General features: G+C 70.6%; 15 protein-coding genes. 6 read left to right on the top strand and 9 right to left on the bottom strand.

Annotated elements, in window-relative coordinates; all coding sequences use genetic code 11:
• Positions 1-215: 215 nt before the first annotated feature.
• Complete coding sequence (locus tag ADL34_RS09270; protein ID WP_062666056.1) at positions 216-1511, bottom strand: M18 family aminopeptidase; 1296 nt, start codon at positions 1509-1511, stop codon at positions 216-218.
• Positions 1512-1643: 132 nt separating this feature from the next.
• Positions 1644-3470 carry an acyl-CoA dehydrogenase gene (locus tag ADL34_RS09265; RefSeq protein ID WP_062666058.1) on the bottom strand — a complete coding sequence of 609 codons (1827 nt, stop codon included), beginning with the start codon at positions 3468-3470 and terminating at the stop codon, positions 1644-1646.
• Positions 3471-3664: 194 nt separating this feature from the next.
• On the opposite strand from ADL34_RS09265, the gene ADL34_RS09260 reads away from it, so the two are divergent.
• The 3 genes from ADL34_RS09260 to ADL34_RS09250 all read left to right on the top strand — a co-directional run bounded on the left by ADL34_RS09260 (position 3665) and on the right by ADL34_RS09250 (position 6524).
• Entirely contained in the window at positions 3665-4147 is a 483-nt protein-coding gene (locus tag ADL34_RS09260) for an SseB family protein (protein WP_062666060.1), read from the top strand.
• A gap of 180 nt (positions 4148-4327) precedes the next feature.
• A complete protein-coding gene (locus tag ADL34_RS09255; RefSeq protein WP_062666062.1) occupies positions 4328-5308 on the top strand; it encodes a pirin family protein in 981 nt (326 codons plus the stop codon).
• A 121-nt stretch (positions 5309-5429) separates the two neighbouring features.
• Entirely contained in the window at positions 5430-6524 is a 1095-nt protein-coding gene (locus ADL34_RS09250; RefSeq protein WP_062666063.1) for an AI-2E family transporter, read from the top strand.
• Here ADL34_RS09250 and ADL34_RS09245 read toward each other — a convergent pair.
• The gene (locus ADL34_RS09245) at positions 6458-8554 is read right to left on the bottom strand and encodes an ATP-binding SpoIIE family protein phosphatase (protein ID WP_420714241.1); all 2097 of its coding nucleotides are present in this window, start codon (positions 8552-8554) and stop codon (positions 6458-6460) included. The genes ADL34_RS09250 and ADL34_RS09245 overlap by 67 nt on opposite strands.
• 286 nt (positions 8555-8840) lie before the next feature.
• On the opposite strand from ADL34_RS09245, the gene aspS reads away from it, so the two are divergent.
• Positions 8841-10604 carry an aspartate--tRNA ligase gene (aspS, locus tag ADL34_RS09240; protein WP_062666065.1) on the top strand — a complete coding sequence of 588 codons (1764 nt, stop codon included), beginning with the start codon at positions 8841-8843 and terminating at the stop codon, positions 10602-10604.
• A gap of 75 nt (positions 10605-10679) precedes the next feature.
• Here the strand turns inward: aspS and ADL34_RS09235 are convergent, their stop codons facing one another.
• The 5 genes from ADL34_RS09235 to ADL34_RS09215 all read right to left on the bottom strand — a co-directional run bounded on the left by ADL34_RS09235 (position 10680) and on the right by ADL34_RS09215 (position 14087).
• Positions 10680-11450, bottom strand: a complete 771-nt coding sequence (locus ADL34_RS09235) for a nucleotidyl transferase AbiEii/AbiGii toxin family protein (protein ID WP_062666067.1) — start codon at positions 11448-11450, stop codon at positions 10680-10682.
• 19 nt (positions 11451-11469) lie between these two features.
• Entirely contained in the window at positions 11470-11835 is a 366-nt protein-coding gene (locus tag ADL34_RS09230) for a PH domain-containing protein (RefSeq protein WP_062666069.1), read from the bottom strand.
• 58 nt (positions 11836-11893) lie between these two features.
• Positions 11894-12370 (bottom strand): hypothetical protein, encoded by a 477-nt coding sequence (locus ADL34_RS09225; protein ID WP_062666071.1) that lies wholly within the window; start codon positions 12368-12370, stop codon positions 11894-11896.
• A gap of 146 nt (positions 12371-12516) precedes the next feature.
• Positions 12517-13392 carry a hypothetical protein gene (locus ADL34_RS09220; RefSeq protein ID WP_062739783.1) on the bottom strand — a complete coding sequence of 292 codons (876 nt, stop codon included), beginning with the start codon at positions 13390-13392 and terminating at the stop codon, positions 12517-12519.
• Positions 13393-13541: 149 nt separating this feature from the next.
• Complete coding sequence (locus ADL34_RS09215; protein WP_062673038.1) at positions 13542-14087, bottom strand: ATP-binding protein; 546 nt, start codon at positions 14085-14087, stop codon at positions 13542-13544.
• A gap of 155 nt (positions 14088-14242) precedes the next feature.
• Between ADL34_RS09215 and ADL34_RS09210 the strand changes: the two genes are divergently transcribed.
• Complete coding sequence (locus ADL34_RS09210; RefSeq protein WP_062673036.1) at positions 14243-15094, top strand: helix-turn-helix domain-containing protein; 852 nt, start codon at positions 14243-14245, stop codon at positions 15092-15094.
• A complete protein-coding gene (locus ADL34_RS09205; RefSeq protein ID WP_062673034.1) occupies positions 15091-15309 on the top strand; it encodes a DUF397 domain-containing protein in 219 nt (72 codons plus the stop codon). The genes ADL34_RS09210 and ADL34_RS09205 overlap by 4 nt, the downstream gene beginning before the upstream one ends.
• Here ADL34_RS09205 and metG read toward each other — a convergent pair.
• A complete protein-coding gene (gene metG, locus ADL34_RS09200) occupies positions 15282-16991 on the bottom strand; it encodes a methionine--tRNA ligase (protein WP_062673032.1) in 1710 nt (569 codons plus the stop codon). The genes ADL34_RS09205 and metG overlap by 28 nt on opposite strands.
• Between the last annotated feature and the right edge of the window lie 87 nt (positions 16992-17078).

Here is a 17078-nt window from a genome sequence, read left to right as displayed (position 1 = left end):
ACGTCCGGGTACCCCGGCTCCGGGCGCCCATGCCGCAGCCGCCCCAACTAGCGCTGTGACCGGGAAGGTTCACCGGCTCGCGGCGCCCGGCACGGCACCTCGCCGCGTTGTCGCATGACCCGCCCGAGTACATCCAGTACGCGGGTCATGCTCCGCCTTGCGATGCACCGCACCGGACGCCGCGAGCTTCCCGGCGAACCTTCCCGGTCACAGCACTAGCCCTCCAGGAAGGCCGCCAGGGAGGTGGCGAGCAGCCACGGGTCGTCGACGCCGCACAACTCCCGTGCGCTGTGCATGGAGAGGATCGCGACGCCGATGTCGACGGTGCGGATGCCGTGCCGGGCGGCCGTGATGGGACCGATGGTGGTGCCGCACGGCATGGAGTTGTTGGAGACGAAGGACTGGAAGGGGACGTCCGCCTTCTCGCAGGCCGCCGCCCACACGGCACGGCCCGAACCGTCGGTCGCGTAGCGGTTGTTGACGTTGACCTTGAGGATGGGGCCGCCGTTGACGCGCGGGTGGTGCGTGGGGTCGTGCCGCTCGGCGTAGTTGGGGTGGACGGCGTGGCCGGTGTCGGAGGAGAGGCAGACGGTGCCGGCGAAGGCCCGGGCCTTGTCCTCGTAGGAGCCGCCGCGGGCGAACACCGAGCGCTCCAGGACGCCGCCGAGCAGCGGTCCGTCGGCGCCCGTGTCGCTCTGGGAGCCGTTCTCCTCGTGGTCGAAGGCGGCGAGCACCGGGATGCAGGGCAGCCCGGCGCCGGAGCCGGCCACGGCGGTCAGCGCGGCCGTGCCGGCGTGCACGGAGAGCAGGTTGTCCATCCGGGGACCCGCGAGGAGTTCCTTGTCGCGGCCCAGGTAGGCCGGGGGCTCGACGGAGTGGACCATGAGGTCCCAGCCGGTGACCTCGCCGGGGGCGATGCCCGCGGTCTCCTCCAGGAAGGCGATCAGGTCGCCGTCGCGGACGTCGCCGAGGCCCCACACGGGCTGGAGATGGCGCTGCTTGTCGAGCTTGAGGCCGTCCGAGGAGACCGCGCGGTCGAGGTGGATGGCGAGCTGGGGGACGCGCAGCAGGGGGCGGTCCACGTTGACCAGCCGGGTCGAGCCGTCCCGCAGGGTGAGCCGGCCCGCGAGGCCGAGGTCGCGGTCGAGCCAGGAGTTCAGCAGCGGTCCGCCGTAGATCTCGACGGCGACCTGGCGCCAGCCGTGCGCGCCGGTGTCGGGGAGCGGCTTGACGCGCAGGTTGGGGGAGTCGGTGTGGGCGCCGATGATCCGGAACGGCGTGTGGGGCGCAGCGCCTTCGGGGACGTACCAGGCGACGATGGCGCCGCCGCGCAGCACATACTTGCCGCCGCTCGACCCGTCCCAGGCGTCCGTCTCCGCGACCTGGCGGAAGCCGGCCTTCTCGAGCCGTTCGGCGGTGTTCGCCACGGCGTGGTACGGCGACGGGCTCGCCGCGAGGAAGGACATCAGGTCGTCGGTGTGGCCGCGGTCGAAGCGGGGGGGTGCGCTCATGGGTTCACCTTAACGACGTGCGAGGGCCCGCTCCCGGGGAAGGGGAGCGGGCCCTCGTGCGGGCGATGTGGATTGTCCGTGAGTGACGGGAACGGCCCGTTGCCGGTGAGCCGTTCCGGGCGGGGGGAGGGCCTAGAAGGCCGCCTCGTCCAGCTCCATCAGGTCCAGCTCGACGCCCTCGGCGAGCTTGCGCGCGCCGGTCACGCCGGGCAGGACGTTGGCCGCGAAGAACTTCGCCGCCGCGATCTTGCCGGTGTAGAACGCCTTGTCCTTGGCGGAGGCCGTCGGGAGCTTCTCGGCGGCGACCGCGGCGCCCTTGAGCAGCAGGTAGCCGACGACGACGTCACCGGAGGCCATCAGCAGCCGGGTGGTGTTCAGGCCGACCTTGTAGATGTTCTTGACGTTCTGCTCGGTGGCCGCGAGGTCGGTGAGCATGAGGCCGACGATGGCCTCCAGCTCGACGGCGGCCTTGGCCAGGTGCTCGCGGGCGCCCGCCAGCTCCTCGCCGCCCTCGCCGACCGCGAGGAACTTCTTGATGTCCTCGGCGAGCGAGTTCAGGGCGGCGCCCTGGTTGCGGACGATCTTCCGGAAGAAGAAGTCCTGGCCCTGGATGGCGGTGGTGCCCTCGTACAGGGTGTCGATCTTGGAGTCCCGGATGTACTGCTCGATCGGGTACTCCTGCAGGAAGCCGGAGCCGCCGAAGGTCTGGAGCGACTGGGCGAGCTGCTCGTAGGCCTTCTCGGAGCCGTAGCCCTTGACGATCGGCAGGAGCAGGTCGTTCAGCGCGTGCTCGGTCTTGGCGTCCTCGCCGTTCGCCTCCTTGACCTGGATGGCGTCCTGGACGGAGGCGGTGTACATCACCAGGGCGCGCATGCCCTCCGCGTACGCCTTCTGCGTCATGAGGGCGCGGCGCACGTCGGGGTGGTGGGTGATGGTGACCTTGGGGGCGGTCTTGTCCATGAAGTTCGCCAGGTCGGGGCCCTGGACGCGCTCCTTGGCGTACTCCAGCGCGTTGAGGTAGCCCGTCGACAGCGTGGAGATCGCCTTCGTGCCGACCATCATGCGGGCGAACTCGATGATGCGGAACATCTGGCGGATGCCGTCGTGCTTGTCGCCGATCAGCCAGCCCTTGGCGGGGTGCTTGTCGCCGAACGTCATCTCGCAGGTGTTGGACGCCTTGAGGCCCATCTTGTGCTCGACGTTCGTGGCGTAGACGCCGTTGCGCTCGCCCAGCTCGCCGGTCTCGAAGTCGAAGAGGTACTTCGGGACCATGAACAGGGACAGGCCCTTGGTGCCCGGTCCGGCGCCCTCGGGGCGGGCCAGCACGTAGTGGATGATGTTCTCCGACATGTCGTGCTCGCCGGACGTGATGAAGCGCTTCACGCCCTCGATGTGCCAGGAGCCGTCCTCCTGCTGCACGGCCTTGGTGCGGCCGGCGCCGACGTCCGAGCCGGCGTCCGGCTCGGTGAGGACCATCGTGGACCCCCACTGCTTCTCGGTGGCGATCTGCGCGATGTGCTTCTGGACCTCGTTGCCCTCCTCGAAGAGGATGCCCGCGAACGCGGGGCCCGAGGAGTACATCCACACGGCCGGGTTGGCGCCCAGGATCAGCTCGGCGTAGGCCCAGATGAGGGAGCGGGGCGCGGTGGTGCCGCCGATCTCCTCGGGCAGGCCGAGACGCCAGTACTCGGAGTCCATGAAGGCCTGGTAGCTCTTCTTGAAGGACGCCGGGACGGGCGCGGTGTTGGTCTCCGGGTCGAAGACCGGCGGGTTGCGGTCGGCGTCGGCGAAGGACTCCGCGAGCTCGTTCTCGGAGAGGCGGGTCAGCTCCTCCAGGATGCTCTTCGCGGTCTCGACGTCCATCTCCTCGAACGGACCCGTGCCGTACAGCTTGTCGCGTCCGAGTACTTCGAAGAGGTTGAACTCGATGTCGCGGAGGTTCGACTTGTAGTGCCCCATGGTCACGGCTCCGTAGCGGGTCGGCGAGGCACTGGATCCTCGCGCTCGTTCACATACCAACAAGTAGCTACGATGATGCTACCCGCCAGTAATAAGACGCAACCCCGATCCCCGATCTGTGACAGGTCCCACCGGACCGGCCTTGGCGGCCGTACCGGTCCACTGCTCCGGTCGCGGTGGGTACGCTTGCGCGCATGTATGGATACGGCCAGCCCATGGACGGTGGAGCCGCACAGCAGCAGTACGCCCCGCCGCAGCAGCCCATGGCCGGTGGCGCCGGCGGGTACGGCCAGCAGCCGCCGCTCTACCCCGAGCCGTCCCCGCCCTCGCTCGCGGACGCGGTGCGCGCCTTCACCACGGGTCAGGTGACGGCCGAGGACTTCCAGCAGGTCTTCGCGACCTCGAAGGTCTACTGTCCGCGCGGCGACAACCCCGGCTTCCTCGCCCTGCACAACACCCAGCAGCCGGTGATCCCGATGTTCACCTCGCTCAAGGAGCTGCGCCGGTACGCGGGCAAGGAGTCGAAGTACTTCGTCATCACCGGCGCCGAGGTGATCGACCTGCTGCCGACCGGCTACGGCTTCGTCCTCGACATGGAGGGCGAGCACCGCATGGTCTTCGACGCGAAGGCCGTCGAGCAGATGGTCGAGTTCGCCATGCGCCGCATGTACGGCTAGAACACACCGGACCAGGTGGGCCGGAGCCGGGGACCCCGGCGCGGCCGACCGGCTCGTGCTGTCACACTGAGCCGCTTTCCCGGATCAAGCGCCCGGAGGGAATGCCCTCCGGGCTTTGTGCGTTCGGGGTGGCAGAAAGTTCAACGCTCAACTAAACTGGCCGCACAAGGAGGTACCGACATGCCTGCAGTGACCGTCGAGAACCCGCTGACGCTGCCCCGTGTCGCCGCGCCCGCGGAGGCCGTGGCCCGTCCCGTGCTCGTTGTCACGACCGCGCCGAGCGGTTTCGAGGGTGAGGGCTTCCCGGTGCGCCGCGCGTTCGCCGGGATCAACTACCGTCATCTGGACCCGTTCATCATGATGGACCAGATGGGTGAGGTGGAGTACGCGCCTGGCGAGCCCAAGGGGACCCCGTGGCACCCGCACCGCGGCTTCGAGACCGTCACCTACATCATCGACGGGATCTTCGACCACCAGGACAGCAACGGCGGCGGTGGCACGATCACCAACGGCGACACCCAGTGGATGACCGCGGGCTCGGGCCTCCTGCACATCGAGGCTCCGCCGGAGTCCCTCGTCATGTCCGGCGGCCTCTTCCACGGCCTGCAGCTGTGGGTGAACCTCCCGGCCAAGGACAAGATGATGGCCCCGCGCTACCAGGACATCCGCGGCGGCAACGTCCAGCTGCTCACCACCCCCGACGGCGGCGCGCTCCTGCGGGTCATCGCCGGTGAGCTGGACGGGCACGCCGGACCCGGCATCACGCACACGCCGATCACGATGATCCACGCCACGGTGGCGCCGGGCGCCGAGGTCACCCTGCCCTGGCGCGAGGACTTCAACGGGCTGGCGTACGTGCTCGCGGGCAAGGGCTCGGTCGGTGCCGAGCGGCGGCCGATCCACGTGGGGCAGACCGCGGTCTTCGGCGCCGGCGGCTCGCTGACCGTCCGCGCCGACGAGAAGCAGGACTCGAACACGCCGGACCTGGAGGTCGTGCTCCTGGGCGGACAGCCCATCCGGGAGCCGATGGCCCACTACGGCCCGTTCGTGATGAACACCAAGGACGAGCTGATGCAGGCCTTCGAGGACTTCCAGAAGGGCCGCCTGGGCACCGTCCCCGCGGTGCACGGCATGAGCGCCGCCGGACCCGCGCAGGACTGACCCTCGCATCACGAGGCCCGCGGCCGCACCGACCCGGTGCGGCCGCGGGCCTCTCGCCGTCCGTCACCCGCCCGGATCGCCCGCGCACGACACCCGGCCCCGCGCATGATCCGCTGGAGGCGTGCAGGCTCCCACCCCGTTGCTGCCCGAGCCCGTCCGGCGGCTCGCCGCCTGGTGCGCCGTCGTCCTGCTCGTCGCCGGAGTCGTCTACGTCGGCATCCGGCTGACGGTGGAGCTGAGCACCGCGGTCGTGCCCGTCCTGCTCGCGCTGCTCGGGACGGCACTGCTGGGCCCGCTGCACCGGCGGCTGGTCAAGGCGGGCGTGAACCGGTCCCTGGCCGCCGGGCTCACCTGTGTCGCCGTGGTGGCCGTGGTCGGCGGGGCCGTCTACATCGTCGCCGCCGCCATCGTGGAGAGCGGCGACGAGATCGTCGCCTCGCTCCGGCAGGCGGGGCGCGACCTCACGGAGCGCTTCGGGCCCGCCGGGACCTCGCTGGACGACCTCGCCGGCAACTCCCGCGAACTGTTCTCCCGGTTCGGCGAGACCGCCGCCTCCGGTGTCATCAGCGGGGTCAGCGTGGTCGGCGAGACCATCGCGATCGGCGTGCTCGCGCTGCTGCTCGTGTTCTTCTTCCTGCGCGACTCCCACCGCGCCGCCGGCGCGCTGCGCTCCCTGGTGCCCCGGCACAGCGGCGACCTCACCGAGGCCATGGCCCGGCGGGCCTTCCGGGCCGTCGAGGGGTTCATGCGCGGGACCACCTTCATCGCCCTCATCGACGCCGTGTGCATCACCATCGGGCTGCTGATCCTGGACGTGCCGGGCGCGGTCGGGCTGGGCGCGCTCGTCTTCATCGGCGCGTACATCCCCTACCTGGGCGCCTTCATCTCCGGTGCCGTCGCCGTCCTCGTCGCGCTCGCCGACCGGGGGTTCGTCATCGCGCTGTGGGTGCTCGGCATCGTGCTCGCCGTGCAGCAGCTGGAGGGCCATGTGCTGACCCCGATGATCCAGAGCCGCACGGTCCAGATGCACCCGGCCGTCGTCATGGTGACGATCACCGCGGGCGCCTCCGTCGCCGGCATCCTGGGGATGCTGCTCGCCGTGCCCCTGACGGCCGCCGCCACCGGCGTCGCCCATGAACTCAGAGAGCGTTACGCCCGCCCCGACCCGCCCGGCGCCACCGCCGTCCCCGAGCCGTCGCCACCGCCGGACTCGTAGAGCTCGAACCAGATGCTCTTGCCCTCGCCCCGGGGGTCCACCCCCCACGCGTGGGCCAGCAGCTCGATCAGGACCAGGCCCCGCCCGGACGACGCCAGCTCCCCGGGCCGGCGCATGTGCGGCAGGTCGTCACTGGTGTCGGACACCTCCACCCGCAGCCGGCGGTCCCCCGGCCCGCCCCGCACCTCGGCCAGGAACAGGGCGTCCGCATCCGTGTGCACGAGGACGTTCGTCAGCGTCTCCGACAGCAGCAGCACCGCCGAGTCGACGTGGTCGGCTACCGGCCAGTCGTGCAGCAGCTCCCGCAGCTGCTGGCGCGCCACCGCCACACGCTCCGGCTCCGCCTGGGCCACCGACATCATCGTGCGGCGGACCGCGGCCCGTGCGGCGTCCCGGGTTCCGGCCGTGCCCTCGACCTTCCGGCGCAGCAGCAGCACCGCGATGTCGTCCTCGCGCCGGTCCGCGAGCGGCCCGGTGGTGTGGTGCGAGGACGGGCCGTGGACAGCCTGCACGAGCGCGTCGGCGAGTTCCTCCAGATCGCCGTCATGGCCGTCCAGGACCGTACGGATGCGGTTCCAGCCGGTGTCGAGGTCGTGGCCGCCGGTCTCGATCAGGCCGTCCGTGCAGATCAGCATGGTCTCGCCGGGGCCCAGGGCGATCGTGGTGGTCGGGTAGTCGGCGTCCGGGTCGATGCCGAGCGGCAGTCCGCCGGCCGTCGGGCGGTGCAGCACCGTGCCGTCGGCCATCCGGACGGCCGGGTCCGGGTGCCCGGCCCGGGCGATCTCCAGCAGACCGGTCGCCGGGTCGACCTCCACGTACAGACAGGTCGCGAAGCGCAGCGCCGCCGGGTCCTCGTCGGGGGAGCCGAACGTCATGCCGTGCAGGAAGCGGGAGGCACGGGAGAGCACCGCGTCGGGGCGGTGGCCCTCGGAGGCGTAGGCGCGCAGGGCGATCCGCAGCTGGCCCATCAGCCCGGCCGCCCGTACGTCGTGGCCCTGCACATCGCCGATGACCAGGGCGAAGCGTCCACCGCCGGTGGACGGTCCGCCGGGCAGCGGGATCATGTCGTACCAGTCACCGCCGACCTGGAGCCCGCCGCCGGTCGGGACATAGCGCGCGGCGACGGCCATGCCCGGTATCTCGGGGCCCAGCCGGGGCAGCATCGAGCGCTGGAGACCGTCCGTCAGCTCGCGCGCGGACTCGGCGGCCTCGGCCCGCGACAGCGCCTGGGCGAGCATGCGGGCCACCGTCGTGAGCACCGAGCGCTCGTCGGGGGTGAAGGCGACCGGATAGGCGAAGGCGGCCATCCAGGCGCCCATCGTGCGGCCGGCCACGACCAGCGGCAGGAACGCCCAGGACCGCCGGTCGAAGTGCGCGGCCAGCGGCCAGGTCGCCGGATAGCGCTCCTTGTACTGCTCGGGGGAGGACAGATAGACGGCACGGCCGGTGCGGACGACCTCGGCGGCCGGGTAGTCCGAGTCCAGGGTCAGCCCCTTGAAGGGGTCCTCGTCGCCGGGCTCGTGGCCGTGGTGGCCGATGACCGTCAGCCGGTCGCCCGTCACACCGAACACCGCGAGCCCGTCCGGGGAGAAGCCCGGCATGGCGAGGCCCGCCGCCACCCGCAGCACCTCCGACGTCGAGCGTGCCTCGGCCAGCGCCCGGCCCGCGTCCAGCAGGAACGCCTCCCGTGAGCGGCGCCAGTCGCCGGTGACGGCGGTGCGCTCCGCGGAGGTGCCCGGCGCCGGCTCGGTGACCTCCTGGAGGGGGGCTGTGGCACTGGGACACGGACACGGGGCTGGTCGCGGTCGACGCGGAGGCGGCACGCCTGCTCGGGCTGCCCGCCGAGGGGTCACCTCGTACGCGTGCTTCTCCCGGTCGAAGGCCGCGTGGAAGCGGCTGCGCCCGACCCGGACGACCCGTCCCTGGTCGTCCATGATCCGTACGCGCACCTCGCCGAGCGTGCCCTCGGCCCGCACGCTCAGCCAGGCCCAGGTCCGCGCACGCCTGCACCCGGTGGACTGGAACGAGATCACGTCCGTGATCCAGCTGGCGGTGGCCCGTCGCGAGGACGGTGAGGACCTCCTCCACGGCGGGCAGGGCCTCACCAGTACGCATGGCCCCACTGTAAGAAGAGCTGATCGCACCGTGCCACCGAAGCCGGGCGGGCCCGGCGGCCGGTCGGAGCCAAGGGGCGCGGGGAAACGGTGGGGAGGCGATCATGGGCTGCCCGGTAGGCTTGGGTGGAGTTTCACGTGAAACAAAGCCTCTCCTTCACGGGAACCACGCCCCCGATCCGCGAAGACTGGATGAACGACGATGCATCGGTACAGGTCCCACACCTGCGGCGAGCTCCGCTCCTCTGACGTCGGCACCGACGTCCGGCTGAGTGGCTGGCTGCACAATCGGCGCGACCTGGGCGGCATCCTCTTCATCGATCTGCGCGACCACTACGGCATCACGCAGCTCGTCGCCCGCCCCGGAACCCCCTCCTACGAGGCCCTGGACAAGGTCTCCAAGGAGTCCACGGTCCGCGTCGACGGCAAGGTCGTCTCCCGCGGCACCGAGAACGTCAACCCCGACCTCCCCACCGGTGAGATCGAGGTCGAGGTCGGCGAGGTCGAGGTGCTCGGCGCCGCCGCCCCGCTGCCGTTCACGATCAACGCCGAGGACGGGGTCAACGAGGAGCGGCGCCTGGAGTACCGCTTCCTCGACCTGCGCCGCGAGCGCATGCACAAGAACATCATGCTGCGGTCGTCGGTCATCGCCTCGATCCGCTCGAAGATGGTCGCCCTCGGCTTCAACGAGATGGCGACGCCGATCCTGTCCGCGACCTCCCCCGAGGGCGCCCGTGACTTCGTCGTCCCGTCCCGTCTGAACCCGGGCAAGTTCTACGCCCTGCCGCAGGCGCCGCAGCAGTTCAAGCAGCTGCTGATGATCTCGGGCTTCGACCGCTACTTCCAGATCGCGCCCTGCTTCCGCGACGAGGACGCCCGCGCCGACCGCTCGCCCGGCGAGTTCTACCAGCTCGACGTCGAGATGAGCTTCGTCGAGCAGGAGGACGTCTTCCAGCCGATCGAGAAGCTCATGACCGAGCTGTTCGAGGAGTTCGGCAACGGCCGCCACGTGACGTCGCCGTTCCCGCGCATCCCGTTCCGCGAGGCGATGCTGAAGTACGGCTCCGACAAGCCGGACCTGCGGGCCCAGCTGGAGCTCGTCGACATCACCGACATCTTCGAGGGCTCGGAGTTCAAGGCGTTCGCCGGCAAGCACGTGCGCGCGCTGCCGGTGCCGGACGTCTCCGGACAGCCCCGCAAGTTCTTCGACCAGCTCGGCGACTACGCGGTCTCGCAGGGCGCCAAGGGCCTGGCCTGGGTGCGGGTCGGCGAGGACGGCTCACTGACCGGCCCGATCGCGAAGTTCCTCACCGAGGGCAACGTCGCCGAGCTGACCAAGCGCCTCGCGCTGGCCCCCGGCCACGCGGTGTTCTTCGGCGCCGGCGAGTTCGACGAGGTCTCCAAGATCATGGGCGCGGTCCGCGTCGAGGCCGCCAAGCGTGCCGGCCACTTCGAGGAGAACGTCTTCCGCTTCTGCTGGATCGTCGACTTCCCGATGTACGAGAAGGACGAGGAGACCGGCGCGATCGACTTCTCGCACAACCCCTTCTCGATGCCGCAGGGCGGCCTGGAGGCCCTGGAGACGCAGGACCCGCTGGACATCCTCGGCTGGCAGTACGACATCGTCTGCAACGGCGTCGAGCTGTCCTCCGGCGCCATCCGGAACCACGAGCCGGAGATCATGCTCAAGGCGTTCGAGATCGCCGGCTACGACCGCGAGACGGTCGAGGAGAAGTTCGCCGGCATGCTGCGCGCCTTCCGCTTCGGCGCCCCGCCGCACGGCGGCATCGCCCCCGGCGTCGACCGCATCGTGATGCTCCTCGCCGACGAGCCGAACATCCGCGAGACGATCGCCTTCCCGCTCAACGGCAACGCCCAGGACCTGATGATGGGCGCGCCGACGGAGCTGGAGGAGGCCCGGCTGAAGGAGCTGCACCTGTCGGTGCGCAAGCCCCAGCCGAAGTAGGCGGAACGCGCGAAGGGCGGTGGCCCGGAACCCTTACCGGTTCCGGGCCACCGCCCTTTCGCGCATGTCCTCCGCTCACTCCTCGGGGGGTGGCCGCAGGGCCTCCTCCTCCAGCAGGCGCTCGGCGATGTCGTCGGCCCAGGTGCGGATCCAGCGGCGCAGCGCCGGCACGGCGTCCTCGGGGAGCCCCCGGGCGGTGAACTCCCGGTCGTCCAGGAGGTCCGTCGCCTCCAGACGGGACTGCAGGTCGGCGGGGTCGAGCGCGTCCCACGCGTGCCGTCGGCCCTGCTCCTCCAGGTCGGGGAAGGTCCAGCCGGGCGCGGCCAGGTACACGTCGACGACGTCCCGGGCGGTGCCCCGGTCGGCCAGGGCGCGGACCTTCGTGCCGATGACGTCCTCCAGGGCGAGCGCCGGGCCCAGATCGGTGGTGACCGGGGGCCGCCAGAAGGTCTCCTTGACGACGTCGACCGTGCGCTCCTCGCCGGTGTCCGGGTCGGTGACGAGCAGCCGCGCCGACAGCGGGTCGGTCTCCACCGGCCGCACCTCCCAGCCGCGTTCGGCGAGACCGGCGCGCAGCACGGCCGCGATCCGGTCCATGGGGTCGGCGGCCTGCGTGGCGACCTCCACCGGACGCGGGCGGCGCGGCCGGCGGCGCCGCCGGGCCCAGCCGTCGTCGCCGCCCGGCAGCTCCAGCGGCTCCGCGCCCGCGGCCGGCGCCGGTGTCTCCCCCTTCGGGGCGGGGGCGAGCCCGTGGGCGCGCACGGCGCACTCGCCGGCCAGGACGAGCGCGTAACGGGCGCCCACGGTCAGGACGTCGGCGGTGAGATGGCGGCGGGGTGGGATCATGGTCCGCCGATTATGGTCCCTACTTGGCGACGAACTGCGTCAGGATCGCCTGCACCTCGTAGATGTCGACACCCTTGGTGAACGTCTTCTCGATCGGGACGGAGTTGCCCGAGACCCAGATCTTCAGCTCGGCGTCGAGGTCGAAGGTGCCGGCCGTCTCCACCGCGAAGTGCGTGATGCTGCGGTACGGGATGGAGTGGTACTCCACCTTCTTCCCGGTGATCCCCTGCTTGTCGACCAGGATCAGCCGGCGGTCGGTGAACAGGATGGTGTCCCGTATCAGCAGATACGCGGCGTGCACGTGTTCGCCGTGGCCCAGCAGCCGCGCGTAGTCCTGCTGCGCCTGCCCCTGGTCGATCGTGTGCGCGTTGCCGAACAGTGCCATGGAAGGCCCCCCTTGGTAGGCCAGCCATCGTAGGCGACAGTCGCCGGAACGCGGCCGGTCAGGTGTCGTACGAGCCGTCCCACGGCTCGCCGAAGCCGAGGTGGTCCGGGTACAGCTCGGCCCAGCCCTCCCCGTCGTCCTCACCGGTGACCAGGCCGAACAGGACGTTGTCGACGGTGAGTTGGAAGGGCCGCACGGCGATGTCCGTGTACGTGCGCCGCGGGAGGCCGCGCAGCCGGGTCGCGAGGTGGACGCGGGCCCGCGAGAGCACGGAGTCCGGGCCGTCGGGCTCGCGCTGCTGCTCGGCCCAGGTGCCCGCGCACCATATCTCCGAGTCGCGGTAGGTGCCGTCGGGATCGAAGGTGTGCAGCACCGCGTAGAGGCGTTTCTGTTCTTCCCAGCCGGGACCGAGCTCGAAGCCCTTGGGGAAGGCGTAGGTGACGGACCCCATGAACTGCCCGTCTTCGTAACAGCCGATCGCCTCGGTGCGGCCGTGGGGCGCGTAGGCGATCGGAATGACCTCTGGGACTGCCATGGCGAAAACCATACGGTCGTAACGGGGGTGGTGGTGGCGGTGGGGTCCGATCGTTGCCGACTGGTTGGCCAAAACTTCTCTATGGTCCCGAGTCGGTGTGGGTCTCGGTTCGAAGTCGCACATGGCCCGGTACAGGGTCGTCGCCGTCATGCGAGGTGCCCTTCGGTGTGGCGATCGGATCGGCAGTCGCGGCAGTGGCCTGGGGTGGGGGAGCGGAAGGCTCGGTCGCAGCCTTCGCAGGTCTGGAGCCGGTGGCGGGGTTCAGGGGCCGGTGGCGCCTGGGGGCGGGACGGGGGTGGGGGTGGGAGTTGGGCCGTCAGGCGGTGGGCCAGGAAGGCCGCCGGGCGGATCAGGGGCTCGTGCGGCAGGTTCTCGGTCAGGGCGTGGCGTACGGCGGTGGGGGTGACGTCGCGCTCCAGCCAGGCGGCGACACCGGGGGCGAGATGTTCGGCGTCGGTGGCGGAGAGGAGCAGGCGCGGGTCCTCGCGGCGCAGGCCCGACAGGACGTCGACGGCCGTCTGGAGGAGGGCCGGCCAGGGGCGGGACGGCTGGGGGACGGCGGGCAGCCGCTTGCGGGGTGCGGGCTCCTCGGGGGAGGTGCGGCGGGCGGGCCTGCGGGTGGCCTGCTCGCGGGCGCCCCGGTGGCCCGGCCGGTTGCAGGAGATCGTGCGGGTGACGATCCGGCCCGTGGCCGTGCGTTCGCGGGTGCGGCGCAGGTAGCCGTGCGCCTCGAGTTCGCGCAGGGCGGCGGCGATCCGCGTGGGGCCCTCGGGGAAGCGGGCGGCGAGGGTCTTGATGTCGACTGCGGTGCCCCGCCGCACGGACTGGATGTAACAGGCCAGTCCGATGGCGAGCAGGGACAGGTCCGGGTGCTGGGTCAGGTCGTTGCCGATCACCGTGAAGTTCTCGGTGTGGCGGACGTGGTCGTGGACGACGCCGGCGATCCGGTGCCCGTCGGGGTGGTTCTTGCCCGGGATGCGGGACTGGGGGCGCGCGGGCGCGCTAGGGTTTTCGGTGTCCATCGGGAAGCCGTTTCTTCCTCGGTGGTCAGGCCCTCGCATCGGGATGCCAGTCCCGGCGAGGGCCGTCGCATGTCTGGGGGTCGTCTCGTGCTGCTGGCGCTGAGCGTACGGCAGGCAACCGGTCCCGAATCCAGCCCAGTTGGGCATATTCACTCGCCGGAGTGAGTTTGCCCGGCGGGAGGGAGGGGTGGGGCTTGGCGGGGTGCTTTATCCCTCGTGGGTAGTGCATAGGGACCGCAGGTGGGACCGGAGCGTGGGCGTTCACGTTCCGGTGCCTGAGGGGCGGCGAGGGTGACCTCGGCCCAGACGGTCTTGCGGGGTGGCAGGCTGCGGGAGACGCCCCAGCGGTCGGCGAGGGCGGTCACGAGGGTCAGTCCGCGGCCGGACTCGGAGGTCGGGTCGGCGTGCCGGCGGTGCGGGACTTCGTCACCGCGCGTGTCCGTGACCTCGATGCGGAGCGTCTCGCCGACCACGTAGAGCAGGAGCTGGAAGTTCCGGCCGGGGACGCGTCCGTGGGTGGCGGCGTTGTTCGCCAGTTCCGCCACGATGAGCTGGGCCGGATCCAACGGCAGTCCCCAGACGAGCAGTTGCTGGGTGGCGAGCAGGCGGGCGAGACGGGCGCCCCGGGGTGTGGGGGACAGCAGGACGCTGAAGTTGCGGATGGCGTGTTCGGGGGCGGCGAGCTTCTGGTTCACGTCACTCAGAGTGGCCGACCGCACCTACCGTGGGGAGTGACGCCATGGTTGCGTACGGTGACTGTCCGGTCGTTGTCCGGTGCTGTCCGGGCCTGTCGGGACGTTGCGTACGGGTAGGGCGTCGCTGGTACGAGCGGTACGACGGAGGGGTGCGCATGCTGAGGACGGAGGCCGACGAACCGGGGTGGGAGGTCGACCCGGACGACGAGTGGGGCGTGGCCGTGGTCGCCACCGTGGGGCGGCAGTTGAAGCTCCGGCGCGAGGCCGTGGGGATGCGGGCCGGGGAGTTCGGCAAGGCGGTGGGGTACGGCGAGGACCTCGTCTACAAGATCGAGAGCGGCAAGCGGATTCCCCGGCAGGAGTATCTGGACAGGGCGGACGAGGTGCTGGGGGCGGGTGGGCTCATCGCGGCCGCCTGGGAGGACGTGAAGAGGGTCCGTTACCCGAAGCGGGTCCGGGAGCTCGGACAGTTGGAGGCGAGGGCGGTGGAGATCGCCCTGTACGAGTGCCACATCATCCCCGGCCTGCTGCAGACACCGGAACACGCTCGGTCGGTGATCGGTGCGGCGCAGCCTCCGTACTCGCCAGACGACGCGGAACGCATGGTGGCCGCCCGTCTGGCACGGCAGTCGGTCTTCCAGCGCTCACCTGCGCCGGCGATGAGCTTCGTCCTGGAAGAGGGGGTCCTGCGGCGTCCCATCGGGGGCACAATGGCGTGGCGTCAGCAGCTCGAACGTCTGCTGGAGGTGGGGCGTTCGCATCACGTCGTGCTTCAGGTGATGCCGATGGGCAGCGACACCCACTCGGGTCTGGACGGCCGGATCGAGCTGCTGAAGTTCCCGGACGGCACGGCGGTGGGCCGCTCCGACGGTGCGTTCAACGGGCGGCCGACCCATGAACCCAAACACCTGCGCATTCTCGAACTGCGGTATGGCACCATCCGGGCTCAGGCGCTCTCGCCGAGGGAGTCGCTAGCCCTGATCGAGCGAATGCTGGGAGAGACATGAACCGCGAGACCGAGCTGGTGTGGTTCAAGAGCAGCCACAGCGGCGGCAACGACGGCAACTCCTGTGTCGAGCTCGCCCTCAGCCCCGGAACCGTGCACGTCCGGGACTCCAAGTACGGAGACGCCGGCCCCCGCCTCGCGCTCGGGGCGGAGGCGTGGGCCGGCTTCGTCGGGTGGCCGGCGTCGGACTACTCGCCGCCGAAGCGCTCCTTGTAGAGCTCCAGGTCGTCGTCCGTCAGCTTCGCGAAGAGGACCGGCGGGACGATGAAGGGGGTGCCGACCGGGACGGCGGTGAGGGAGCGCGCCTCCTCCGGGGAGACCCAGGTCGCCGTGTCGTCCGGCAGGGAGAACGCCTCACGCATGGCCTTCGACGACGTCGGGATGAACGGCTCCGACACCACCGCGTACAGGTGGATCAGGTTCATCGCCGTACGCAGGGTGAGGGCCGCGCCGTCCTTGTCCGTCTTGATCTCCAGCCAGGGGGCCTTCTCCTCCAGGTAGGAGTTGCCCGCCGACCACAGCGCCCGCAGGGCCGCCGCCGCCTTGCGGAACTGCAGCGACTCCATGTGGGACTCGTACTCGGCCAGCAGCTCCGCGATCTGCTCGCCCAGCTTCGTCTCCGCCTCGCCGGGCTCGCCGCCCGCCGGGACCTGCTCGCCGAAGCGCTTCTTCGAGAAGGACAGGACGCGGTTGACGAAGTTGCCCAGGGTGTCGGCGAGGTCCTTGTTCACCGTCGCGGTGAAGTGCTCCCAGGTGAACGACGCGTCGTCCGACTCGGGGGCGTTGGCGATCAGGAAGTAGCGCCAGTAGTCGGCGGGCAGGATCTCCAGCGCCTGGTCGGTGAAGACACCGCGCTTCTGCGACGTGGAGAACTTGCCGCCGTAGTACGTCAGCCAGTTGAACGCCTTGACGAAGTCGACCTTCTTCCACGGCTCCCGGATGCCCAGCTCGGTCGCCGGGAACATCACGGTGTGGAAGGGGACGTTGTCCTTCGCCATGAACTGCGTGTAGCGGACGTCGGTGTCGACGTCGTACCACCACGACTTCCAGTCCCGGTTCTCCGGGTCCTGGTCGGCCCACTCCTTCGTCGACCCCAGGTACTCGATCGGGGCGTCGAACCACACGTAGAAGACCTTGCCCTCGGCCGCCAGCTCCGGCCAGGTGTCCGCCGGTACGGGCACGCCCCAGTCCAGGTCACGGGTGATCGCGCGGTCGTGCAGGCCCTCCGTCAGCCACTTGTGGGCGATGGAGGAGGCCAGGTGCGGCCAGACGCCGTCGTGGCGGCTCACCCACTCCGCGACCTCGTTCTGGAGCTTGGACTGGAGGAGGAAGAGGTGCTTGGTCTCGCGGACCTCCAGGTCCGTGGAACCGGAGATCGCCGAGCGCGGCTCGATCAGGTCCGTCGGGTCCAGGACGCGCGTGCAGTTCTCGCACTGGTCGCCGCGGGCCTTGTCGTAGCCGCAGTGCGGGCAGGTGCCCTCGACGTAGCGGTCCGGGAGGAAGCGGCCGTCGGCCGGGCTGTAGACCTGGCGGATCGCGCGCTCTTCGATGAAGCCGTTCTCGTGCAGCTTGCGGGCGAAGTGCTGGGTGATCTCGACGTTCTCCGCGCTGGAGCTGCGGCCGAAATGGTCGAAGGCGAGGGCGAAGCCGTCGTAGACCGCCTTCTGCGCGTCGTGCGCCTGGGCGCAGAACACGTCCACGGGGAGGCCCTGCTCCTTCGCAGCCAGTTCGGCCGGGGTGCCGTGCTCGTCCGTCGCGCAGATGTACAGGACGTCGTGACCGCGCTGGCGCAGGTAGCGGGAGTACACGTCCGCCGGGAGCATGGACCCCACCATGTTGCCCAGGTGCTTGATCCCGTTGATGTACGGAAGGGCGCTGGTGATGAGGTGTCGAGCCATCGCGGGCTGCTCCCAAGTCGTTACGTGGGGTGACGGATGCCGGGTTCTGCGACCGCTGCCGTCACTTTCGAACCTTGAAATCGTAGC

Origin of the sequence: Streptomyces sp. NRRL WC-3605 (assembly GCF_001509795.1) — a bacterium.
GTDB classification, from domain to species: Bacteria; Actinomycetota; Actinomycetes; order Streptomycetales; family Streptomycetaceae; genus Streptomyces; species Streptomyces viridochromogenes.
The sequence above is the reverse complement of the archived record's forward strand: the minus strand, read 5'-3'. Positions and strand labels throughout refer to the sequence as shown.